This window comes from Sinimarinibacterium flocculans (assembly GCF_003201205.1).
In the GTDB taxonomy this organism is placed as follows: Bacteria; Pseudomonadota; Gammaproteobacteria; order Nevskiales; family Nevskiaceae; genus Solimonas; species Solimonas flocculans.
Genome location: NZ_QICN01000005.1, coordinates 214,965 through 236,941, shown reverse-complemented (window position 1 = coordinate 236,941; position 21,977 = coordinate 214,965). Strand labels below are relative to the sequence as shown.

Here is a 21,977-nt window from a genome sequence, read left to right as displayed (position 1 = left end):
CGCCCTTTTTCGTTGGGCCGACCGCCTTGGGCTAGACTGCGCGCCCGCTTCCCACGCTGTGCCGACATGTCCCGCGACCGCCTGCTCGCCGTTCTCGATGCCGATGTCGACCCCCTGATCGGGCAAGGCTGGGTTGCGGCCGGCACCGTGGCCGCGGCCAGCGTCGACGGTTCGCGCGCCCGTGTGGTGATCGAACTCGGCTTTCCGGCTGCTGGCATTCACGAGCAGATCGGGCAGCGCCTGCGCGCGGTGATCCGCGACAAGGCCGGGCTCGACGCCGAGGTCGAGATCCGTTCGCGCATCACCAGCCACGCCGTGCAGAAGAACCTGCAGCCGATGCCGCAGATCCGCAACATCGTCGCCGTGGCCAGCGGCAAGGGCGGCGTCGGCAAGTCGACGGTCGCGGTGAACCTGGCGCTGGCGCTGCAGGCCGAGGGCGCGCGCGTCGGCATACTCGACGCCGACATCTACGGTCCGAGCCAGCCGCGCATGCTCGGCAGTAGCGACAGGCCGACTTCGCCGGACGGCAAACACATGCATCCCATCGTCGCCCACGGCCTGCAGGCGATGAGCATCGGCTTCCTGATCGACGAGGCGCAGCCGATGATCTGGCGCGGGCCGATGGTCACCCAGGCGCTCAACCAGCTGCTGGGCGAAACGCGCTGGCAGGATCTGGACTACCTCATCGTCGACCTGCCGCCGGGCACCGGCGACATCCAGCTCACGTTGTCGCAGCGCATTCCGGTCAGCGGCGCCGTGATCGTGACCACGCCGCAGGACATCGCCCTGCTCGACGCGCGCAAGGGCCTGCAGATGTTCCGCCGCGTCGAGGTCCCGGTGCTGGGCGTCGTCGAGAACATGGCCTGGCACACCTGTTCGAACTGCGGACATCACGAGGCGATCTTCGGCGCCGGCGGCGGCGAGCGTCTCGCGTCCGAGTACGGCATCGAAATGCTCGGCCAGTTGCCGCTGGATCTGCGGATCCGCGAGCAGGCCGATGGCGGCTGCCCGACCGTTGCCGCCGATCCGGAAGGCGAGCTCGCGCAGCGCTATCGCGGCATCGCGCGTCTGGCGGCGGCGCGGCTGGCCTACGGCGTGTACGAGGGAAGCTTCCCGGACATCGAGATGACGGACGACTAGATGAGCATCAAATCGGACAAGTGGATCCGCCGCATGGCGGAGCAGCAGGGCATGATCGAGCCGTTCGAGGCCGGGCAGGTGCGGCATGTGGACGGCCAGCGCATCGTGTCCTACGGCACGTCGAGCTACGGCTACGACGTGCGCTGTGCCAACGAGTTCAAGATCTTCACCAACATCAACTCGACGATCGTCGACCCAAAGAACTTCGACGAGAAGTCCTTTGTCGACGTGCAGTCCGACGTGTGCATCATCCCGCCGAACTCCTTCGCGCTGGCGCGCACGGTCGAGTACTTCCGTATCCCGCGCTCGACGCTGGTGGTGTGCCTCGGCAAGAGCACGTATGCGCGCTGCGGGATCATCGTCAACGTCACACCGCTGGAACCGGAGTGGGAAGGCCACGTGACACTGGAGTTCTCCAACACCACGCCGCTGCCGGCGAAGATCTACGCCAACGAAGGCGTCGCACAGATGCTGTTCTACGAATCCGACGAGGTGTGCGAGACGTCCTACCGGGATCGGGGTGGGAAGTATCAGGGCCAGCGCGGCGTGACGCTGCCGAAGACCTGATTCGCCGCCGTTCATCGAACGGTGGTGGCGGTCATCCGGTCATCGCGGCATGCTCGGTCTGCGTATCGAGCATCGTTCAGGAGAAGCCCATGACTCGCAGACCGGTTTTCACTGCAGCGTCCGCGGTGCTGCTGCTCGCGGCCTGCGCGAGTCGCGGTCCGATCATCGACACGCAGGGCGTGGACATGGCGCGCTACGACCAGGACCTCTCGCAGTGCGAGACCTACGCGACGCAGGTGAGTACCGGCGCCGAGGCCGGCAAGGGCGCGGTCGGAGGCGCCGTGCTCGGTGCGGCCATCGGGGCGATCGTCGGCAACAGCACGACGGTGGCGCGCGGCGCGGGTGTCGGCGGCGTGGTCGGGGGTGCCAGGGGCGCGGCGCGCGGCGAGAGCGAAAAGGACCGCGTCGTCAAGAACTGCCTGCGCGGCCGCGGCTACCGCGTTCTGAACTGATCCATCGCCGCGGCGGCATGCCGGTCCAGCGCCGGAACGCGCGCGTGAAGTTCGCCGGGTCGGCAAATCCGAGCAGATAGGTGATCTCCGCGGCACTGCGCCCCTGCCGCAGGTAGGACTGCGCGAGCTCGCAGCGCAGCTCGTTGAGCAGGGTCTTCCAGTTCGTGTGTTCGGCGGCCAGTCGCCGCAGCAGGGTCCGTGGCGTCAGGTGCAGCGCCTGCGCCAGTGCGGCGCGCGTCGGTTCCCCCGACGGCAGATGGCGGATCAGGACTTCGCGGACGCGCCGCGCAACCGGCTGCGCGTCGAAGCGCGCCAGATAACCGGCAGCCACGGCGTCGTGGTGGCGCGCCTCGTGCTCGTCGGCACCCGGCAGCGGCATGTGCGCGAGACGGCGATCGAACAGCAGTCGATTGCGTGGCGCACCGAAGCGCACCGGCACCGCAAACCACTCGCGGTACGGCCGGGGATCGGGCGGCGCCGCGTGGCGGAACTCGCAGCCGAGCAGGCCGCCGCTCGCGGTCCCGCTGAGCTGTCGTGCGAGCCGGACCGCGCTCGCCATGAAGGCCTCGAAGGCCGCCGGCGCCAGTGGCGGATCGCGCGGCGGAGGGCGATAGACGACCCCGATGCGGTCGGCTTCGGTTTCGATGACGACGTCCGCGGCATCCGACACCAGCCGCGAGTAGCGGGCGATGCGCAGCAGGGCCTCGGCGAGGCTGCGGCTGGCGGCGAGCGAGGACCCGAGCGCGTGCATGGTTCCGGGCTGGACGTGGTCCGGCACTTCCAGCGCCAATGCCGGCTCGGTTGCCTCGATGGCCAGCGCCCAGAAGCGGGTCATGCGGTGGGCGGGATAGCGTGCGCCCGGAATCGCGATCAGCCCGGGATCGAGCCCTGCCTGCAGCAGCAGCGCGCGCGCATCGATTCCGCGTGCCCGCAGCGCCGCCGCGACGGCGGCGGCCCAGGAACTCAGGGTGCTCGGACCGGCCATGGCCGACTCTGTCCCATCCGGACAAGTCGTGCAATCCGTGGCGGCGCTAGAGTCGCGGACGACGGCCCGAGACCGATGCCGAGGAGAGCACTGCCATGTCCATGATCCGCCTTGTCCTGAGCGTTCTGCTGATCGGCGTTGCCGGCTGTCGCCAGGAAGCCCCGCCACCCGCCGTGACCGTGGCCTCGCCCGAGGCGCTGCGCGCGCACAGCGCGGAGTTCGAGCAGGGGGTGTTCGAGGTCACCGACGGCGTGCACGTCGCGATCGGCTTCGGCATCGCCAACTCGATCCTGCTCGAGGGCGACGACGGCGTGATCATCGTCGACACGATGGAGACCGCCGAGAGCGCGCAGGCGGTGCTCGCGGCATTCCGCGAGATCACCGACAAGCCCGTCAAGGCCCTGATCTACACGCACTCGCACCCCGACCACATCGGCGGCGCGCGCGTGTTCGCCGAAGGCAACGATGCGATCCCGGTCTACGCGCACCGCGACGTCGTGCGCAACATGGAGAAGACCTCCATTGAGCTGCAGACGGCCATCACCCGGCGCTCGCTGCGCATGTACGGCTCGTACCTGCCGGAGGACGAGCACATCAACGTCGGCCTTGGTCCGCGCGTCGACATCCACGACGGCAGCACCATCAGCGTGATGCGCCCGACGCAGGAGTTCGACGATCGCCTGGAGCAGACCGTCGCCGGCATCCGCTTCGAGCTGGTGCATGCCCCCGGCGAGACCGAGGACCAGCTCTTCGTCTGGCTGCCGGACCGCCGCATCCTGCTGCCCGGCGACAACATCTACAAGGCCTTCCCGAACCTGTACACGATCCGCGGGACGGCCTATCGCGACCCGCGCCAGTGGGCCGACTCGATCGATGCGATGCGCGCGCTCGGTGCCGAGTATCTGGTGCCCAGCCACACGCGTCCGGTCGTCGGCGCCGCGCGCATCGATGCGCTGCTGACCGAGTACCGCGACGGCATCCGCTACGTCTACGACCAGACCTTGCGGATGATCAACCAGGGGCTGACGCCGGACGAGATCGCCGCACGCATCCGCCTGCCGGCTCACCTGGCGGATGCGGACTATCTGGCGCAGTTCTACGGCAAACCGACGTGGTCGGCGCGCAGCGTCTTTGCCGGCAACCTCGGCTGGTACGACGGCAACCCGTCGACGCTGCAGCCGCTGCCGCCCGATGACGAGGCCGCCCGCTGGGCCGAGCTGGCAGGCGGACTCGACGCGCTCGCGCAGCAGGTGGTCGACGCGCAGGCGGCCGGCGAACACCAGTGGGCGCTGCAGCTGTCCGACCACGTGCTGCGCCTGCAGCCACAGCACGCCGCGGTGCGCGAAGCGCGGATCCGCGCGCTGCGCGCACTGGGCGAGGTTGAGGCCAATCCCAACGCCCGCAACTGGTATCTGATGGCCGCGCGCGAGCTCGCCGGCGAGTTCACGCTGCCGCAGCGCATCCTGACGCCGACGCCGGAGATGCTCGCGCAGATGCCGCTCGCGCGGTTCTTCGACGGCATGGCGGTGAATCTCGACGCCGAAGCGGCCGCGGAAACGGTGACCGCGGTTGGCTTCGAGTTCACCGACAGCGACGAGCGCTACACCTACATCGTGCGTCGCGGCGCCAGCGAGGTCGTGCCGGTGCTGCGCGACGATGCCGATATCGTCGTGCGGGTGTCGGCACAGGCGTTCAAGGAGATGCTCGCCCAGCTCCGCAATCCGGCGCTGAGCCTGGTGCGGGACTTCGAAGTGACGCAGGGCTCGAAACTCGGTTTTGCCCGGTTCATGCGCCTGTTCCAGTCCGCCGAGACGGCGTCGTGAGAGGCGTCGGCCTGACCGGTGTCGCGTTGCTGGTCTCGGCCTGCGGCAGCGGTGCGCCGGTATCCGATCCGCCGGCACCGACCCCCGTCGCGGACACCGATTCCCGGCTGCTCGCGGCCAACTGCGCATGGCTGCTGCGCAGCGATCCCGACCTGCTCAACATCGCATTCCCGGACGAGGGGGCGACCTACTGGGTGGCGGCGGTCCCGGCGCTGCCGGGGACGCGGCTACGGATCGAAGCCGACTTTCCGCAGGCGCGCTACTTCTCGTACAACACCTACGATCCGGTGCTGCGTCCGACCGACGTTCTCACGGACTACCAGATCGACGCGGCCGAGGGCGTGAATCCGTATCGAGGCGATGGCCCGTCCGGGCACTACGTCGCCTGGATCGAGCCGGGCGCGGTGCCGGATGTGCGTGCGCCGAACACCCTGTACGCCGGCGAGATCGATCTGCTCGGTCGCGCCGCGTTGCCGAATCCGGCATGGGTGCTGATCTACCGGCTCTACCTGCCGGAGGGGGATCGCACCGGCGGTGTTGCGTTGCCGTCGTTGCACCTCGAGGCGGCCGACGGCGGCACGCCGATTGCCCTGCAAGGCTGCGATCCGCTGCCGCCGGACGGCGTGCCGAGTCTGCTCAACGACCTGATCCGCGACAGCAGCGAGCCGGGCCTCATTGGCCTGCTGCCTTTTCCCTTGGCGCCGGACGAGCCCGAGCTGGTGCGCTTTTACGGCCTGCCGGAAACCCTGCGGCTGCTGCTGTCGAACGCGGCCGGCTTCAGCCTGCCGCTGCAGGCGATCACCGCGAGTGACACCGGCGGCGGCTTTCTGAGCAACGTCGACAATGCCTACGTGACGACGATGATGAGTCGCAATCAGGGGGCGCTCTACATCCTGCGTGGGAAGGCGCCAAGCTGGGCGCGCAGGCCCGCGGAGGCGCCGCTGGGAGATGCGCAGGTCCGCTATTGGTCGATCTGCACCAACGAGTTCGTCAGTCAGCGTTACGTCGGCTGTCTGCATGACGCGCAGATGCCGCTCGACGGCGACGGCTACTTCACCGTGGTCGTGTCCGATCCGGCGCAGCGCCCGGACAACGCCAACGACGCGCACGGCATGGCCTGGTTGCCGTGGGGTGCGGTCTATCCGGACTCCGTGATCATCTACCGGCACATGCTGCCGTCGCCGCACTTCGGTGAGGCGATCCAGAACGTGGCTTACGGCACGCCGGTGCGCGAGGTGATGGGCGCGTACACGCCCGAGATCACCTACTGCACGCGCGAGGTCATCGAGGCCGCGACATCGTCCGCGGATGCGTTCGCGCGCTGCCGCTAGCGGCCGTCGCGCCGGATCAGCGGCTGCCAGCTGCGCGAATCGGTCGAGCTGAGGATCTCGCCGGCGTTGGCGGCGAGGAAGACGCCGTTCCAGTAGCCGTACTTGAAGCCGAGTTCGTCGTAGCTGTCGGGCGAGCGGTCCAGCGCCTCGGCGCATTCGCGCAGCGTCAGGATGCCGATCTGCTCCCAGGCGGCGCTGACGCCGAGGCTGCAACTGCGCCGGTCGAAGCCGCTGACCGAGGGCTGCGCCGGTGCGCGGGCCACGGACTCGACGACCGGTGCGGGCGTCGGTGCCGCCTCGACCACGGTTTCGCCGCCGGCAGCCCAGCCGTCGTCGTAGGCCGGGGCCGGCGTGCCGCCGCTCGGGACGTCGCTGCTCTGGGCGTCCATGGCGCCGACGGCCTCGGCGGTGTCGGCTTCGGCCTGTGCCGCCGGTTCGGGAACCTCGGCGACGCGCACGGCCAGATCGGACTTCAGGCCCAGGGCTTCCCAGTTCTTGCCGCCATCGGGCGAGCGGTAGAAGTAGTTGCGGTCGGCCGAGAGCATCATCGAACCCCAGAGGCCGAACTTGAAGCCCTGCGAGTTGTATTCGCTGACCCACTGCTCGATGCCTTCGAGGCAGGCGGTTCGCGATACCGTGCCCACGCTCTGCCAGGCGCGTCCGTCGAAGATCTTGCAATCGCGCGCAGCGTCGTCCTGGGCCGGCGCAGGCAACGCCCACGAGCCCAACAGGCCGATCAACGCGACAAGACAGAAGCGCATCCCGCTTTCCCCGGAATCCTGAAGGCCCCGATGATAACGAATCGGGTGTCCGTCCGGATTCAGCTCGCGGTCGCGCGCGCGCGGATTCTCGACAGGAATCCCATCACGCGGCCCGCCACGGACACCTCCTCGGGGGCGCGCAACTGGTCGACCTTGTGTGCCTCGCGCAGCTTGGGCGCGGCGCGCAGCGCGCGATGGTGGCGCAGGGCGCTGGCGATGCTCATCGAGAAGGCCCCGCGCCGGACCGGCTTGGGCAGCAGCCGGTAGACCTGGCCCTGGTTGATCAGGCCGATGAACACGGCCACGTCCTGGAACGGGGTCAGGACGATGGTGACGACTTCCGGATGCTCGGCCTTCAGCAGCTTGAGCAGCGTGGTGACGCTCTCGCCGCCGACGGCCAGTTCGGAGACGACGATGCCGATCGGGTTGGCCGCCAGCGTTTCCAGCGCCTGGTCGAGGCTGCGCGCCCAATGGACCGGGTGCGAGTCCCCGACGATCTCGCGGACGGACACGAACACGTCCTCGTCGTCGTCGATGACCAGCACGCCCTCGGCGTTCGCCGGCGGCAGCGGCGGTGCGACGAAGCTGCCGGTTTCCGTCAGCAGCGGCGACGGCGGCGCGTGGGCGCCGGCGCCGAACAGCGCCGACGAGATCTCGGCGGCCTGTTTCACCGTATCGCGCAGTTCCTGGGCGTCCCAGGGCTTCTGCACGAAGCGGAAGATCTCGCCCTCGTTGACCGACGACACCACTGCATCCAGCTCGGAGTAGCCGGTCAGGAGGATGCGCATCGAGTTCGGCGAGCGGCTGCGGACCTCGCGCAGCAGATCGGCGCCGCGCATCACCGGCATGCGCTGGTCGCTGACGACGACATGCACCCGCTCGCGCTCGACCAGCGCGATCGCCTCGTGCGGATCGACGGTGGCATGCACCTGGTAGCTGCCGCGGAAGAGCATCGCCAGCGAGCGCAGGATGCGCTCCTCGTCGTCGATCAGCAGCAAGGTGGGCTTGTCGGTCATGTGGATGCTTCCTGTCAGGCTGCCAGCGCCGACACTTCGACGCCCTTGATCGGCAGGCTGATGACGAAGCGCGTGCCGCGACCGGGTTCGGACGAGACCTTGATCTCGCCCCCGTGGGCCTGGATGATCTGGAACGAGATCGACAGGCCCAGGCCGGTGCCCTCGCCGATGGCCTTGGTCGTGAAGAACGGGTCGAAGATCTTCTTCAGGTTCTCTGCGGGAATTCCCTTGCCGTTGTCCTGGATGTGCACGCGCACCCACTGCTCGTCGGCTTCGGTCTTCAGCAGCAGCTTGCCGTCGGCGTGCTCGATCGCCTGCGCGGCGTTGGTCATCAGGTTCATCAGCACCTGATTGACCTGCGACGGCGAGCAGCGGACTTTCGGAATCTCGCCGTAGCGCTTGATCACCTGCACCTTGTTGCGCAAGACGTTGTTGGCGATGGTGAGCGTCTGGTCGAGGCAGTCGTTGAGGGACACCTCGGCGACGCGCGCCTGGTCGAGACGGGAGAAGTTGCGCAGGTTGACGACCAGATCGCGGATGGTATCGACGCCGTGCAGCGTGTCGCCGAACAGCGCGCGCGTGTCGTCGATCACCGCGAGATCGCCCAAGGCCTCGATCGACTCGCCGCAGGCCGTCAGGGCCCGTTCCAGGCCCTGCTCGTCGGCGCTGTCGTCGACCAGCAGCTTCGCCAGCCGGTCGTGGACCGCCAGCGCGTCGGCGAGCAGGCCGAACACGCTTTCGGTCATCTCGACGTTGTTGCGGACATAGCCCAGCGGCGTGTTGATCTCGTGCGCCACGCCGGCCACCATCTGGCCGAGCGAGGCCATCTTCTCGGACTGCACGAGCTGCGCCTGCGAGGCCTTGAGGTCGCGGTAGGCCGACTCGAGCTGGCGTGCGTTGGCCTCGAGGCGGCCGCGGATGGCGCCGAGCAGGTCGAGCACGATGCCCATGCCGGCGTAGCGGCCGTCGCGCAGGATCACGAAGTCCTCGGTGATCGGCGAGCCCAGATGCGCGCCGACATAGGCGGCGGCCTCGTCGATCGCCGCGCTTTCCTCGACGACGAGGGGGTCGCGGTTCATCAGGGCCGATACCGGCTTGGCGCCGTACAGCTCGCGGCCGAAGCGACGCAGGAAGATGCCGTTGAGCGCATGCCGGCTGACGGTGCCGACCACCATGTCGTCGGCGACCACCGGCAGACACAGCATGCGCGCGTACTCGGGCTGCAGGAACAGCTCGGCCGCCGCGTCCACGGTCGTCGTCGGCGACAGCGGCGCGACGTCCAGACGCAGGCGTGCAATGTCGTCCGCGGGCGTGGTCACGAGAACAGGTCTGGCGCAGGGATGGGCCGGCAGCCTATCGGCCGCAGATGACGGTTGCGTTGCAGGCGGACGCGGCGCAACGCCGGTGCGCGGGTATAGTGCGCGCCCCAAGCCGCTGCCGCGATACCTGTTCACCGATGCGCCGATCCGATTTCGACTACGAGCTGCCGCCCGAGCTGATCGCCCAGCAGCCGGCGGCCGAACGCTCCGCCAGTCGCCTGCTGCAGGTGGCGCCATCGGGTCTGGCCGACCGGCAGATCCGCGAGTTGCCGGCGCTGCTGGCGCCGGGCGACCTGCTCGTGTTCAACGACACCCGCGTGATACCGGCGCGGCTGTTCGGCGTGAAGCCTACCGGCGGCCGGGTCGAGATCCTGGTCGAGCGCGTGCTCGAGTCCGGGCGCTTCCTCGCACAGCTTGGTGTCAGCAAGAAGCCGCGGCCCGGAGGCGAGATCCGGGTCGGGTCCGACCGCCTGGAAGTGCTCGGCCGCGACGGTGATCTCTTCGAGCTGCGCTACCACGGCGCGGACGGCGTGCTGGATTTCCTCGAGCGCGCCGGCCGCCTGCCGCTGCCTCCCTACATCACGCATGCGCCTGGGGCGCAGGACGCCGAGCGCTACCAGACCGTGTTCGCGCGCGAGCCCGGGGCGGTGGCGGCGCCCACCGCCGGGCTGCATTTCGACGACGCCCTGCTCGCGGCCCTGGACGCGCGCGGCATCGTTCGGGCGACGCTGACGCTGCACGTCGGCGCCGGCACCTTCCAGCCGGTCCGGGTCGAGAACCTGGACGAGCACCGCATGCATGCCGAGCGTTACCGGATCGACGCGGCCCTGTGCGCGGCGATCGATGCGGCGCGCGAGCGCGGCGGCCGTGTCGTCGCCGTCGGCACCACGGTGGCGCGCGCGCTGGAGTCCGCGGCGCTGGCGCAGGATGCCGAAGGCCGGGTGGCGCCGTGCAGCGCGGAAACGCGGCTGTTCATCACGCCGGGCTTCCGCTTTCGCGTCGTCGACCGGCTGCTGACGAATTTCCATCTGCCGCAGTCGACGCTGATGATGCTGGTCTGCGCCTTCGGCGGCTACGAGCGGCTCATGTCGGCGTACCGGCACGCGGTGGCGCAGCGCTACCGCTTCTTCAGCTACGGCGACGCGATGCTGATCGAGCGCGACGCGGCGGCGTGACCGGTGTCTCCGCCGCGGTTGCCGGGCTGCGATATGCTCGCAGCCGCAACCGCCGGGACGACCCGGCGCCTGAATCGGACCAAGAGGGGGTATCGGATGGAACGTCGCTCGCTGCTGCGCAACGTGTATCTGTTCAGCGATTTCTCGGACGCCGAGCTCGGCGAGATCGAGGAGATCGCCCAGCCGCAGGCTCACGCCGGCAGTGTCGAGCTGTTCCGTGAAGGGCAGGACGCCGACAGCCTGCTGATCATCAAGTACGGCTCGGTGCAGATCGCCCAGTCCGGCGACAACAACACGGTGATGCTGGCGACGCTGGGCAGCGGTGCGCATTTCGGCGAGATGTCGCTGCTCGACGCCGAGCCGCGTTCGGCCACGGCGCGGACGCTCGAGGACAGCGAACTCGTGGTGATCGCCTACGACAAGCTCAGGGCCGTGCTCGATGCGCAGCCGGCGATCGCCGCCAAGTTCTACCGCGCCCTCGCGCTGTACCTCGGTGGACGCCTGCGCGCGACCAGCTCGGATCTGAATTTCGCGCGCAGTCGCAAGTCGGGCCGCTGAGGCTCACACACGCAGCAGCGGACGACGGTCCAGCAGGCGACGCAGCGGCCAGATCAGCAGATTGAACAGGGCGCTGGCGAGGATGCCGCCGACCAGGCCGCAGATCGCCGCGTCGACCGTCAGCGGCAGCCCCGGCTTGAAATCGTCGAAGGTGGCACGCAGCAGCGGGCTGTCGTAGCCGCGCGCGACTTGCGCGATCCGTGCCGGCAGCGAGCCGCTGCGCAGCGTGGCCAGGCCAGCAGTCATCTCGCCCAGACGGATGCGCTCGCCGTCCATCTTCCTGCCCATGTCGCGCATCGCCGGCGCGGCGGCCGTCTCGAACTCGTGGATCATCAGCTGCAGGTCGCCGTCGTAGTGGACATCCGCGCTGGCCTGGTACTGCTGCACGCTGTCGGCGAGCGCCTGCCGGTAGCCGGCATAGCGCTGCGTGTAGTGATCGATGAACTGCGGAATCTGCAGGAACAGCAGCAGGCCGGCGGCGAACAGCAGCCGGTCGGCCAACCCGGTCACGATCTTCATGGTGCCCGTCCGGTGTCGGGGATGCGCCGATCCTAGCAGCCCCGCCTGAACCGGCGCCGACGGCCGGGGCGGGCGCTGTGGGACAATCCGCGCCCGTTTTTCCTGCCCGTGGACCGTCGTGAAGTTCGAACTGCTCGCCACCTCCGGCGCCGCCCGTCGCGGCCGGCTCCTGTTCGAACGGGGCACGGTCGAGACGCCGGCCTTCATGCCGGTGGGCACCTACGGCACGGTCAAGGCGATGACGCCGGAGGAACTGCGCGCATCCGGCGCACAGATCGTGCTCGGCAACACCTTTCACCTGATGCTGCGACCCGGTGCCGAGACAATGCGGGCGCTCGGCGGCCTGCACCGCTTCATGCACTGGGACGGGCCGATCCTGACCGACTCCGGCGGCTTCCAGGTCTGGAGCCTGTCCGGTCTGCGCAAGATCACCGAGGAAGGCGTGAAGTTCGCGTCGCCGGTCAACGGCGACCGCATCTTCCTGACGCCCGAGCGCGCGATCGAGGTCCAGCATGCGCTGGGTTCCGACGTGGTCATGCAGTTCGACGAGTGCACGCCGTATCCGGCCACCGCCAAGCAGGCACGCCAGTCGATGGAGCTGTCGGCGCGCTGGGCGGCGCGCTGCAAGACGGCGCACGGCGCGAACCATGGAGCACTTTTTGGAATCGTCCAGGGCGGCATGCACGCGGACCTGCGCCGCGAATCGCTGGCGCGGCTGCGCGAGATCGGCTTCGACGGTTACGCGGTCGGTGGCCTGTCGGTCGGCGAGCCGGAGGCCGAGCGCTTGCAGGTGCTCGATGCGATCGGTCCCGAGCTGCCATCCGATCATCCGCACTACCTGATGGGGGTCGGCACGCCGCGCGATCTGGTGCAGGCGGTCGCACGCGGCATCGACATGTTCGACTGCGTGATGCCGACCCGCAATGCGCGCAACGGCCACCTGTTCACCAGCGAAGGCGTGATCAAGATCCGCAACGCGGTGCACCGGGAGGATCCGCGACCGCTCGACCCCGCCTGCGACTGCCCGACCTGCACGAACTACTCGCGCGCCTACCTGCACCACCTCGACCGTTGTAACGAGATCCTCGGTTCGCGCCTGAACACGATCCACAACCTGCACTACTACCAGAACCACATGCGGCGCATCCGCGAGGCGATCGAGCAGGGCCGTTTCGAGGCCTTCGCCGAGGCGTTCCTGGCCGGGCCGGCCGGGGCGCCGACACGCAGCCGCGTGGCGGCGTCAGGCGCCTAGCGGGTGCGGGTTTGCGGCGGGGTCTTGAATCCTGAAAGGCCGTCCCCAACAATTAGCAGCCTTTCATGGCGAGTGCTAACAAGACCGGGTCAACACGGTCTGGCGGCGTTCGCCGTTGGAGACTCAAGCCACTGAATCATCGGGAGATTTATCTATGAATCTGCGCCCCCTGCACGATCGCGTGATCGTCAAGCGTCTGGAAGAGGAAAAGAAGTCCGCCGGCGGCATCATCATCCCGGACAATGCGGCCGAGAAGCCGGTTCGCGGCGAAGTGCTGGCGGTCGGCCCCGGCAAGAAGGGTGACGACGGCAAGACCATTGCCATGGATGTGAAGAAGGGTGATGTCGTGCTGTTCGGCAAGTACTCGGGTTCCGAGGTCAAGGTCGACGGCGACGAGGTTCTCGTGATGCGCGAGGACGACATCATGGCCGTCTTCACCAAGTAAGACGCATTCCGCTCATTCCCGGCACCCGCCACGGCGGGAGCCCGCATTCGTTTCGAAAGAGGAATAGAACATGGCAGCAAAAGAACTGAAGTTCGGTGACGATGCCCGCGCCCGCATGGTGGCCGGCGTCAACGTCCTGGCCAACGCCGTCAAGGTGACGCTGGGTCCGAAGGGCCGCAACGTGGTGCTCGAGAAGTCCTTCGGCGCCCCGACGGTGACCAAGGACGGCGTTTCCGTCGCCAAGGAAATCGAGCTGAAGGACAAGTTCGAGAACATGGGCGCGCAGCTGGTCAAGGAAGTGGCCTCCAAGACCTCCGACGAGGCCGGTGACGGCACCACGACCGCGACCGTGCTCGCACAGGCGATCGTCAACGAGGGCCTGAAGTCGGTCACCGCCGGCATCGACCCGATGGAAATCAAGCGCGGTATCGACAAGGCCGTCGAGGCCGTCGTCGCCGAGATCAAGAAGGTCTCCAAGCCGTGCAAGGATCGCAAGGCGATCGCCCAGGTCGGCACCGTGTCGGCCAACAACGACGAGTCGATCGGCGAGCGCATCGCCGAGGCGATGGACAAGGTCGGCAAGGAAGGCGTGATCACCGTCGAGGACGGCTCGGGCCTGAACGACGAGCTCGAAGTCGTCGAGGGCATGCAGTTCGACCGCGGCTACCTGTCGCCGTACTTCATCAACAACGCGCAGAGCCAGCAGGTCGAGCTCGACAGCCCGCTGATTCTCATCACCGAGAAGAAGATCTCCAACATCCGCGAGATGCTGCCGGTGCTCGAGGGCGTGGCCAAGCAGGGCAAGCCGCTGCTGATCATCGCCGAGGACGTCGAGGGCGAGGCGCTGGCGACCCTGGTCGTCAACAACCTGCGCGGCATCCTCAAGGTCGCTGCCGTCAAGGCGCCGGGCTTCGGTGACCGCCGCAAGGAAATGCTCAAGGACATCGCCATCCTGACCGGTGGCCAGGTGATTTCCGAGGAGCTGGGCCTGTCGCTCGAGAAGGTGACCGTGGACGATCTGGGCACCGCCAAGAAGGTGCAGATCGACAAGGAGAACACGACGATCATCGACGGCGCCGGCAAGAAGGAGAAGATCCAGTCGCGCGTCAAGGAAATCCGCGCGCAGGTCGAGGCCGCGACCTCCGACTACGATCGCGAGAAGCTCCAGGAGCGTCTGGCCAAGCTCTCCGGCGGCGTTGCCGTGATCAAGGTTGGTGCCGCCACCGAGACCGCGATGAAGGAGAAGAAGGCGCGCGTCGAAGACGCCCTGCACGCCACCCGTGCGGCCGTCGAGGAAGGCATCGTGGCCGGCGGCGGTACCGCGCTGATCCGCGCGCAGAAGGTCCTGGATGCGTTCAAGGCGTCGACGGACGACCAGCAGGTCGGCGTCAACATCCTCAAGCGCGCCATCGAGGAGCCGCTGCGCCAGATCGTCAAGAATGCCGGCGAAGAGCCGTCGGTCATCGTCAACAAGGTGAAGGAAGCCAAGGGTGCCAACGGCTACAACGCCGGCACGGGCGAGTTCGTCGACATGATCGACACCGGCATCATCGATCCGGCCAAGGTCACGCGCATGGCGCTGCAGAACGCCGCTTCGGTTGCCGGTCTGCTGCTGACCACCGAGGCGATGATCGCCGAGCTGCCGAAGAAGGAAGAGGCGCCGATGATGCCTCCGGGCGGCGGCATGGGCGGCATGGGGGATTTTTAATGTCGTCCTGACAAGCCGCCGCCATCCATGGCGGCGACTTTCAAAACATAGCGATGCGTGCTACTTGCGCAGCGCATGTGGTACTGCAAGGCCCCGGAAACGGGGCCTTGTCTTTTGGTGCATTCCCCTCTCCCACGTGTGGGAGAGGGTGCCCCGTAGGGGCGGGAGAGGGCCGCGCGCAGCGCGGCAACCCCGACCCGTGTCACCGATCCCGCTAAGATCAGCCGATGTCGCCCATGCTCCAGCACTTCCTGCTTCTCGGCGTGATGACCTTGGTGGCGGGGCTGATGTTCTTCTGGAGCGACCGCCGCAGCCCGACCAGCCGGGCGCTGGCGCTGTGCCTGCTGCTGATCGGTGCGAGCCTGCTGCTGGAGCCGTTCGAGTCCGGCGGCGCGCAGTGGTGGGTCGAGCTGGCCGGTGGATTCGGCGAGACTGCCGCGATCGTCGTCGGCATGGAGTGGGCGCGCCGGGTCGGTCTGACCGCGGCGGAACGACCGGGGCGGGTCGCGAGCGTGCTGTTCCGCGTGGCCCAGGGCCTGGCCCTGCTCTTCGGCGCGATGCGGCTCGGGTACCTGCTCATCGCGCCGGAGGCCGCGACCAGCGAGCGCGACGGACTGATCGCGCTGCGCGGTTACGAGTGGGCGATCTTCGCGCCTGTGCTCGGCACCTCGGCGTTGCTGGCGGGCATCGCCATCCTGATCCTGCTGATCGCGCGTGCCGATCCCGCGGAGTCCATCCGGCTGCGCGCCTTCGTGCTCGCGGCGCCGTTCCTGCTTGCGGGCCTGGTCGTCGGCAAGGCCTGGATTCCGCTGGTGCTGGTGGTCGGTCTGATGATCTTCATGGCCGGTACGGTGCGCTACCTCATCGTGCAGGCACAGCGTGCGCAGGCCCTCGATCGCTTCCTGTCGCCCGAGGTGGCGCGTCTGGTCAAGCTGCGCGGCCTCGACGAGGTCCTGCGCCGGGACCGGCGCGAGATCAGCGTCGTCGTCTGCGACCTGCGGGGTTTCACCGGCTATGCCCGCGAACAGGACTCGGCCGATGTCGTCGGTGTGCTGGAGCGCTACTACGACGCCGTCGGCGAGGTGGCGTTCCGTCATCGTGGCACGATCAAGGATCATGCCGGCGACGGTGTCGTGATCCTGTTCGGCGCGCCGGTGGCGTATGCGAACCACCGGGAGCGGGCGGCGAGCTGTGCGCTCGAGATCGTCGCCGGACTGCGGGACCGCCTGCCACCGGGGCTGGGCATCGGCGCCGGCGTCGCCTGCGGGGAAGTCACCGTCGGCGCGATCCGCGGCGGTGGCCGGCTGGAATATGTCGCCGTCGGATCGGCGGTCAACCTCGCGGCGCGACTGTGCGACCAGGCGCAGGACGGTGAGGTGCTGGTGGATGCCGCGGTCCGCGAGGGGCTTGGCGACCTGCTGGCGTCGCAGCCGCGCGCCGTCGGCAGCCTCAAGGGCTTCGGCGATGGCGTCGGTGTCTATGCGCTGCGTTCCGCCTGACGCGGCCTGCCTTCGGCGGCGGCGATCGGCTAGCCTTGGGCCGTGAAATCCTTCGAGCACGTCTACCGTCTGCACCGGTTGCTCAAGAGCCGGCGCTATCCGGTGCCGTTCGAGCGCGTCCAGGCCGAGCTGGAGTGTTCGCGGGCGACGACCAAGCGCGTGCTGGCCTATCTGCGCGACGTGCTCGGGGCGCCGATCGAGACCTCGCGCGAGCCGCGCGGGTATCGCTACACCGACGAGGCCTACGAGCTGCCGGGGTTCTGGTTCAGCGCCGAGGAGCTGCAGGCGCTGCTGAGCCTGCAGCAGTTGCTGGCCAGCTTCCAGCCCGGCCTGCTCGACGATGCCCTGGCGCCGCTGCGCACGCGGATCGGCAGCATCCTGCAATCGCAGGGCCTGAAGGACAGCAACGCCGCGCGCATCCGCCTGCTGCGGGCCGCGGCGCGACCCGCCGGCCGGCACTTCGCCGCGATTGCCGCCGCGGTGCTGCAGCGCCAGCGCCTGATGATCGACTACGCGTCGCGTGGCAGCGGCCAGACCAGCACCCGCGAGATCTCGCCGCAGCGCCTCACGCACTACCGCGACAACTGGTACCTCGACGCCTGGTGCCACAAGTCCAACGGTCTGCGCACCTTCGCGCTCGACTGCGTGATCCGGGCCGATGTCCTCGACACGCGCGCCCAGGACGTTGCAGACGATCGACTGAATGTCGAGCTCGGCGGTTCCTACGGCATCTTTTCCGGCGCGCCGACCGCCACCGCGGTGCTGCGCTTCACCGCCGAACGCGCACGCTGGGTCTCGGTCGAGCAGTGGCATGAACATCAACAGGGCATCTGGCTGGCCGACGGCAGCTACGAGCTGTCGGTGCCGTACCACCATGACGAGGAGCTGATTCTCGACATCCTGCGCTACGGTCCGGACGTCGAAGTCATCGCTCCGGCCAGCCTGCGCATTTCCGTCGCCCGCCGCCTCGAGAAGGCTGCAGCCCGCTACCGCGGCACCTCACCTGAATGAGCAGCCTGTAGGAGCGCCTTCAGGCGTGAGCGGCTCGAATCGCACTCTGCCGAAACAAGGCTCATGTTCTGAGCCAACCCCTCCCGACAATGCACTCCGTCATCCACACACGCGGAGCCGCACCATGACTGTCGACACCCTGCCGTTCGCCGTCCAGCTCACCGCCGACCGCAAGTACATCAATGTCCGTATTCCGGTCGAATCCCTGCCGGCCGAGCTGCGCCGTCGCCCGTCGGCGATGAACGTGCGCCTGCTGCCTGAGCGCCCGGAGATCAAGAACCAGCCGTGGCGCAATTGGGTGCCGGACTATCTGCTTGCGCTGGCGCGCTGAAAGGTTCTGCGCTACGGTCCAACCGAATCAGGCCCTCGACAGGGATGTCGGCAAAGGGCCAATGAAGGGACTCGGTCGCTTGGAGGGAAGCGGCTCGATGAGCGATTTCTATGCGCATTCGACGGACAGTCCGGATCAATCGGATTGGCAGTTGCTCGCGGAGCATCTTGCAGGTACTGGTCGGCTGGCGGCGGCCAACGCCGAGGCCTTCTGCGCATCGACGATCGCTCTTGCCGCGGGTCTGCTGCACGACTTGGGCAAGTACACCCACGAGTTCCAGTCCCGCCTCAGGGGTGAGTTCCCGAAGATGGACCACGCTACCTGGGGCGCCCGCGTTGCAATTGAGCGCTGCGGTGCAATCGGGCAGCTGTTGGCCTACGCAATCGCGGGGCATCACGCCGGGCTAGCCAATGGGCGAGGCGAGGGTGCGCGGACGTCCCTGAAGGACCGGCTGTCCAGCGAGCTGCCCGAGTTGCTACCGGTTTGGGAGCGAGAGCTGACGCTTCCTCAAGCCGACGAGCTTGGCTTGCCTGCTGGATTTCAGGCGTGCCGCGAGCGTGGAGCATTCCAGCTCGCATTGCTGACACGCATGCTGTTCGCCTGTCTGGTGGACGCGGATTTCATCGACACCGACGAGTTCTATCGCCGCATAGAAGGTCGTGGCCCTCGCAGAGGCGGGGAGTTGCCCAGCCTGACTGAACTCCGCGCGCGGTTGGATGCGAGGCTGTCTAGGTTCAAGGCGGACGGCGAGGTGAATCAGCTTCGCGCCGACATCCTGTCTCATGTCCGGTCTCAGGCCGGGGTGACTCCCGGACTGTTCTCGCTGACGGTCCCGACAGGTGGCGGAAAAACCCTGGCGTCCCTGGCTTTTGCGTTGGACCATGCGATCGCGCACGGGCTCCGCCGCGTGATCTTCGTCATTCCGTTCACCAGCATTGTCGAGCAGAACGCCCAGGTATTCCGCGAAGCCTTCGGCGACCTTGGCGAAGATGCCGTTCTGGAGCACCACAGCGCCTTCATCGAGGACCCGAAGCACGCCTTTCAGTCCCGGGAGAAGCGCAGGCTTGCGATGGAGAACTGGGATGCGCCCCTGGTCGTGACCACGGCGGTGCAGTTCTTCGAGAGTTTTTTTGCCGATCGGCCTTCGCGTTGCCGCAAGTTGCACAACGTCGCCAGCAGCGTCGTCATCCTCGATGAGGCCCAGACCTTGCCGCTGAAGCTGTTGCGGCCCTGCGTCGCTTTGATTGACGAACTTGCGCTCAACTACGCCAGTAGCATCGTCCTGTGTACGGCAACCCAGCCAGCACTCAATGCGGATCAAGGCTTTCTGGATGGCTTGAAGGGCGTTCGAGAACTGGCGCCCAATCCGCCTGCGCTATACCGACAGCTTCGCCGCGTGAATGTAAGGCGTCGCCCCTGAAGAATTCACCAATTCTCACGCCATAGTGGCCTGAAGTTGGTTGGATTGTTGCTGGTGCTCGGTAGCGGCTCTTGCTGCGCGCCAGTGTGAAATTAACAGGGACAGGATTTGGGCCCAAGAAAAGGCGATCCAGCGCATCAACCAACGGATGTTGTAACCAGCAGCGGCCAGCACCACGTTCAGAGCATCGCCCATCTGACCTTTGAGAAAGCAGCGGCGCATGCGGTGGCCGTCTTTCAGGTGCCCGATGGTCGGTTCGACGGCCTGGCGTCGCTTAAGCAGCCGGATCTGCGGCGGGGTCAGCGTCTTCTTCTTGCCCCGGTGAAGGATGGTGATGTGTTCAGGCTGCCTGCCCCGGTAGCCGAGATCGACGATGGCGGTCTTCGGCGCAACGCCGGTGAGGATGGCGGTCTGCTCCAGATGCTCCTCCAGGGTATCGCCGTCATAGGGGTTACCGGGAAAGCTGCGGGCGCCGATGACCAGACCTTTCTTGGCTGCCACCGCGATGCCGACCTTGACCCCGAACTCGTAGGGCTGGCGAGCTTTGCCCTTGCCGATGCATTCCACCTCGGGCGCATGCAGGGCGTAGAGCTTGTTCTTGTCCTTGAGTTTCTGGCTGCGAATGCGCTTGGCGCGTTCAAGCAAGACGGCGAGCCGTTGCCGCTGTTCGTCGTTGGCCTTGCGCTGCAACTCGCGGATCAGCCGTCCGAGCAAAGTGCGCTGGCTCTTCAAGGTTCTGCGCATTCGCTTGAACTGCTTGGCGTGGGCATAGCGGCCGGCCTTGAACTTGAGTGCCGGGCCGATGCGGGCGTAGCTCTGGCGCAGGACGATGCCTTCGGCTTTGGCGGCCTTCACGAGCTTGTGTCGGGCGATCTCCAGCAAGCGGCTGTCGGTGGGATAGGCCACGGCTTTCTCCTGCACCGTGGAGTCAATGACGATCTGTTCGAGATCGGCGCGCTTGACCGCCCTCAGGTCCTTGGCGGCTTCGATGGTCTGGGCCAGCAGTGCTTCCACGCCAGCCTCCCCCAGTCGGTGGCGGAAGCGGGTCAGAGAGCTGGGATCACAGGGAAAGCGGGTTTGAAAGATCACTTCTCCGCAGAAGAACTGCCAGTAGGGGTTCTCCAGCCAGCGGGCGCAGACCTGTTCATCGGAGAGGTTGTAGGCGTGCTTCAAGTACAGCAGGCCAATGATCATCCGCAGCGGCAAGGCGGGACGGCCAGCCCCGGCGGGTGTCGGCGGCAGCACCCCGGAGAGCTCAGATTCCAGGGCTTGCCAGGGCATCACCTCAGCTAGTCGGGAAAGGGGATGACGCATCTCGATCATCTGGTCCAGACGGGAGCGGAAGAAGTCATCCGTTCGGGCCGCTGCCGTCTCGCTGGGGGATACCTGATGACGCATCGAAAAGCCTCCAGATTTCGCCAGTTTCTGAATGCAATTATCGCAGTTCCTGGCAAATCCAGCAGCACTTCAGCGCCACTTTCTCAAAGATATTCATGAGGTTGGGGAATTTTCAGGGGCGACTAAGGCATGTCGGTGCGCTGGATGATGAAGCGTTGACAGATCATTTGCGTCAACGCCAGCAAGTGCTATGCATCGTCAATAACCGGCGTCATGCGCGCGCTATGTTCGAGACGATTTCCGATCAGCCGGGCGCCCGTCACCTGACGACTCTGATGTGTGCCAAGCATCGCAGCGCCGTGCTGGCGGAAGTTCGGCAGCGATTGAAGACAGGGCAGCCTTGCCGGCTAGTTGCAACGTCGCTGATCGAAGCCGGTGTGGATATCGATCTGCCTACGGTCCTCCGCGCGGAGGCCGGGCTGGATTCGGTTGCGCAGGCGGCGGGCCGCTGCAATCGGGAAGGGAGGCGCCGTCACGAGGATAGCGAGGTCCTGGTGTTCGCGACGGCCAATCCGGAGTGGGCGCCGCCCCCTGAGCTGCAGCAGTTCGCGCAGGCATTCCGCGCGGTTGAGCGGCAGTACCGCGACGATCTGCTGTCGCCGGAAGCCGTGCGTGCGTACTTTCAGGAGCTGTACTGGCAGAAGGGGCCGAAGGAACTGGATGCACATGGCCTGCTCGATCTGCTCAAAGCGCGGAAGCCGGACGATCTTCCGTTCGAAACCTTGGCCGAGAAATTCCGGCTGATCGAAACGGCGATGCGCCCGGTGATCGTGCCCTGGGATGAGTCTGCGCGTGAGGCGCTCAGGGAACTGGCCTTTGCCGAGGGCTGCGGCGCGATCGCTCGCCGCCTACAGCCTTATCTCGTGCAGGTTCCGCGTAAAGCGTATGACGCGCTGTGGCAGGCACATGCGATTCAGCCGGTCGCGGAGCGGTTCGGCGATCAGTTCGTTCAGCTCGTAAACCCGCGTCTCTATGACGAGCGGTCCGGGCTGCATTGGGATAACCCGCAGTTCTGGGAGGCGGAGCGCCTTGTACTTTAGTTTTCCAACAGCACTTCACGAGAATATCAGTTATTGATAGGATGCGGCACCCACTGCTAGGGAGCCTTCCATGTCTCGTCCAGATAGAGAGCCGGAACCACCGGATTACTCGGTTCGTTTGACTCTCGACATTCGAGGACGCGAAAGGGCGCCAGTCTGGCCGTGGGTGGTCGTCCTTGTGGCAATGATCCTGGGTTCACCCTTCTTGGGGCGACTAATGGACAGGT

The 21,977-nt window shown here is 67.2% G+C and carries 19 protein-coding genes and 2 pseudogenes; 15 read left to right on the top strand and 6 right to left on the bottom strand.

From position 1 onward, the window contains the following. Positions 1–66: 66 nt before the first annotated feature. The 3 genes from apbC (at position 67) to C8D93_RS11415 (ending at position 2,159) form a co-directional block, all read left to right on the top strand. Complete coding sequence (gene apbC, locus C8D93_RS11425; RefSeq protein WP_110265323.1) at positions 67–1,140, top strand: iron-sulfur cluster carrier protein ApbC; 1,074 nt, start codon at positions 67–69, stop codon at positions 1,138–1,140. Continuing rightward, positions 1,141–1,707 (top strand): dCTP deaminase, encoded by a 567-nt coding sequence (gene dcd / locus C8D93_RS11420; protein ID WP_110265322.1) that lies wholly within the window; start codon positions 1,141–1,143, stop codon positions 1,705–1,707. A gap of 89 nt (positions 1,708–1,796) precedes the next feature. After that, complete coding sequence (locus tag C8D93_RS11415; RefSeq protein ID WP_170124002.1) at positions 1,797–2,159, top strand: glycine zipper family protein; 363 nt, start codon at positions 1,797–1,799, stop codon at positions 2,157–2,159. Here C8D93_RS11415 and C8D93_RS11410 read toward each other — a convergent pair. Then, positions 2,116–3,144, bottom strand: a complete 1,029-nt coding sequence (locus C8D93_RS11410) for an AraC family transcriptional regulator (RefSeq protein WP_110265321.1) — start codon at positions 3,142–3,144, stop codon at positions 2,116–2,118. The genes C8D93_RS11415 and C8D93_RS11410 overlap by 44 nt on opposite strands. Before the next feature lie 95 nt (positions 3,145–3,239). Here C8D93_RS11410 and C8D93_RS11405 point away from each other — a divergent pair, with 95 nt between their 5' ends. Next, a complete protein-coding gene (locus C8D93_RS11405) occupies positions 3,240–4,967 on the top strand; it encodes an alkyl sulfatase dimerization domain-containing protein (RefSeq protein WP_110265320.1) in 1,728 nt (575 codons plus the stop codon). Continuing rightward, positions 4,964–6,298: a hypothetical protein gene (locus C8D93_RS11400; RefSeq protein WP_110265319.1), complete on the top strand. Its 1,335-nt coding sequence runs from the start codon at positions 4,964–4,966 to the stop codon at positions 6,296–6,298. Before C8D93_RS11405 ends, C8D93_RS11400 begins: the two co-directional genes overlap by 4 nt. Here the strand turns inward: C8D93_RS11400 and C8D93_RS11395 are convergent. From C8D93_RS11395 to C8D93_RS11385, 3 genes are read right to left on the bottom strand one after another with little or no spacing between them, the layout of a single operon-like run. Continuing rightward, the gene (locus tag C8D93_RS11395; protein WP_110265318.1) at positions 6,295–7,059 is read right to left on the bottom strand and encodes a hypothetical protein; all 765 of its coding nucleotides are present in this window, start codon (positions 7,057–7,059) and stop codon (positions 6,295–6,297) included. The two genes, C8D93_RS11400 and C8D93_RS11395, sit on opposite strands and share 4 nt — an antisense overlap. Positions 7,060–7,118: 59 nt before the next feature. After that, a complete protein-coding gene (locus C8D93_RS11390; RefSeq protein ID WP_110265317.1) occupies positions 7,119–8,075 on the bottom strand; it encodes a response regulator in 957 nt (318 codons plus the stop codon). Positions 8,076–8,089: 14 nt separating this feature from the next. Next, positions 8,090–9,394: a sensor histidine kinase gene (locus tag C8D93_RS11385; RefSeq protein ID WP_245903888.1), complete on the bottom strand. Its 1,305-nt coding sequence runs from the start codon at positions 9,392–9,394 to the stop codon at positions 8,090–8,092. A gap of 137 nt (positions 9,395–9,531) precedes the next feature. Between C8D93_RS11385 and queA the strand changes: the two genes are divergently transcribed. Together queA and C8D93_RS11375 are read left to right on the top strand one after the other, a co-directional pair. Then, positions 9,532–10,569, top strand: a complete 1,038-nt coding sequence (gene queA, locus C8D93_RS11380; RefSeq protein ID WP_110265352.1) for a tRNA preQ1(34) S-adenosylmethionine ribosyltransferase-isomerase QueA — start codon at positions 9,532–9,534, stop codon at positions 10,567–10,569. 96 nt (positions 10,570–10,665) lie between these two features. Next, positions 10,666–11,127 (top strand): cyclic nucleotide-binding domain-containing protein, encoded by a 462-nt coding sequence (locus C8D93_RS11375; RefSeq protein WP_170124001.1) that lies wholly within the window; start codon positions 10,666–10,668, stop codon positions 11,125–11,127. 3 nt (positions 11,128–11,130) lie between these two features. Here the strand turns inward: C8D93_RS11375 and C8D93_RS11370 are convergent, their stop codons facing one another. Beyond that, positions 11,131–11,646, bottom strand: coding sequence for a DUF2937 family protein (locus C8D93_RS11370; protein ID WP_170124000.1), 516 nt, complete (start codon positions 11,644–11,646; stop codon positions 11,131–11,133). 118 nt (positions 11,647–11,764) lie between these two features. Between C8D93_RS11370 and tgt the strand changes: the two genes are divergently transcribed. From tgt to C8D93_RS11335, 7 genes and pseudogenes are all read left to right on the top strand, one after another. Next, positions 11,765–12,898, top strand: coding sequence for a tRNA guanosine(34) transglycosylase Tgt (gene tgt, locus C8D93_RS11365; RefSeq protein WP_110265313.1), 1,134 nt, complete (start codon positions 11,765–11,767; stop codon positions 12,896–12,898). Between the two features lie 154 nt (positions 12,899–13,052). Continuing rightward, positions 13,053–13,343 carry a co-chaperone GroES gene (groES, locus tag C8D93_RS11360; protein ID WP_110265312.1) on the top strand — a complete coding sequence of 97 codons (291 nt, stop codon included), beginning with the start codon at positions 13,053–13,055 and terminating at the stop codon, positions 13,341–13,343. 70 nt (positions 13,344–13,413) lie between these two features. Next, entirely contained in the window at positions 13,414–15,051 is a 1,638-nt protein-coding gene (gene groL, locus C8D93_RS11355) for a chaperonin GroEL (RefSeq protein WP_110265311.1), read from the top strand. A gap of 227 nt (positions 15,052–15,278) precedes the next feature. Then, positions 15,279–16,550, top strand: coding sequence for an adenylate/guanylate cyclase domain-containing protein (locus C8D93_RS11350; RefSeq protein WP_110265310.1), 1,272 nt, complete (start codon positions 15,279–15,281; stop codon positions 16,548–16,550). 42 nt (positions 16,551–16,592) lie between these two features. Next, a complete protein-coding gene (locus C8D93_RS11345; RefSeq protein ID WP_110265309.1) occupies positions 16,593–17,561 on the top strand; it encodes a helix-turn-helix transcriptional regulator in 969 nt (322 codons plus the stop codon). 124 nt (positions 17,562–17,685) lie between these two features. Beyond that, a complete protein-coding gene (locus C8D93_RS11340) occupies positions 17,686–17,892 on the top strand; it encodes a hypothetical protein (RefSeq protein WP_110265308.1) in 207 nt (68 codons plus the stop codon). Positions 17,893–17,989: 97 nt separating this feature from the next. Continuing rightward, positions 17,990–19,300: pseudogene (locus tag C8D93_RS11335) on the top strand (CRISPR-associated endonuclease Cas3''); the annotation flags it as partial. Positions 19,301–19,327: 27 nt separating this feature from the next. On the opposite strand, the gene C8D93_RS11330 reads toward C8D93_RS11335, so the two are convergent. Beyond that, positions 19,328–20,710, bottom strand: coding sequence for an IS5 family transposase (locus tag C8D93_RS11330; RefSeq protein ID WP_110265307.1), 1,383 nt, complete (start codon positions 20,708–20,710; stop codon positions 19,328–19,330). On the opposite strand from C8D93_RS11330, the pseudogene C8D93_RS11325 reads away from it, so the two are divergent. Continuing rightward, positions 20,701–21,750: pseudogene (locus C8D93_RS11325) on the top strand (helicase-related protein); the annotation flags it as partial. The gene C8D93_RS11330 and the pseudogene C8D93_RS11325 sit on opposite strands and share 10 nt — an antisense overlap. Positions 21,751–21,977: the final 227 nt, after the last annotated feature.

Bases quoted from the DNA above. Each gene is read 5' to 3' on its own strand.
- dcd (WP_110265322.1), top strand. From the start codon at position 1,141: ATGAGCATCAAATCGGACAAGTGGATCCGCCGCATGGCGGAGCAGCAG.
- C8D93_RS11390 (WP_110265317.1), bottom strand. From the start codon at position 8,075: ATGACCGACAAGCCCACCTTGCTGCTGATCGACGACGAGGAGCGCATC.
- C8D93_RS11375 (WP_170124001.1), top strand. From the start codon at position 10,666: ATGGAACGTCGCTCGCTGCTGCGCAACGTGTATCTGTTCAGCGATTTC.
- C8D93_RS11350 (WP_110265310.1), top strand. From the start codon at position 15,279: ATGTCGCCCATGCTCCAGCACTTCCTGCTTCTCGGCGTGATGACCTTG.
- C8D93_RS11370 (WP_170124000.1), bottom strand. From the start codon at position 11,646: ATGAAGATCGTGACCGGGTTGGCCGACCGGCTGCTGTTCGCCGCCGGC.
- C8D93_RS11330 (WP_110265307.1), bottom strand. From the start codon at position 20,710: ATGCGTCATCAGGTATCCCCCAGCGAGACGGCAGCGGCCCGAACGGAT.
- C8D93_RS11395 (WP_110265318.1), bottom strand. From the start codon at position 7,059: ATGCGCTTCTGTCTTGTCGCGTTGATCGGCCTGTTGGGCTCGTGGGCG.
- C8D93_RS11405 (WP_110265320.1), top strand. From the start codon at position 3,240: ATGTCCATGATCCGCCTTGTCCTGAGCGTTCTGCTGATCGGCGTTGCC.
- groES (WP_110265312.1), top strand. From the start codon at position 13,053: ATGAATCTGCGCCCCCTGCACGATCGCGTGATCGTCAAGCGTCTGGAA.
- C8D93_RS11410 (WP_110265321.1), bottom strand. From the start codon at position 3,144: ATGGCCGGTCCGAGCACCCTGAGTTCCTGGGCCGCCGCCGTCGCGGCG.
- groL (WP_110265311.1), top strand. From the start codon at position 13,414: ATGGCAGCAAAAGAACTGAAGTTCGGTGACGATGCCCGCGCCCGCATG.
- C8D93_RS11340 (WP_110265308.1), top strand. From the start codon at position 17,686: ATGACTGTCGACACCCTGCCGTTCGCCGTCCAGCTCACCGCCGACCGC.
- apbC (WP_110265323.1), top strand. From the start codon at position 67: ATGTCCCGCGACCGCCTGCTCGCCGTTCTCGATGCCGATGTCGACCCC.
- queA (WP_110265352.1), top strand. From the start codon at position 9,532: ATGCGCCGATCCGATTTCGACTACGAGCTGCCGCCCGAGCTGATCGCC.
- C8D93_RS11415 (WP_170124002.1), top strand. From the start codon at position 1,797: ATGACTCGCAGACCGGTTTTCACTGCAGCGTCCGCGGTGCTGCTGCTC.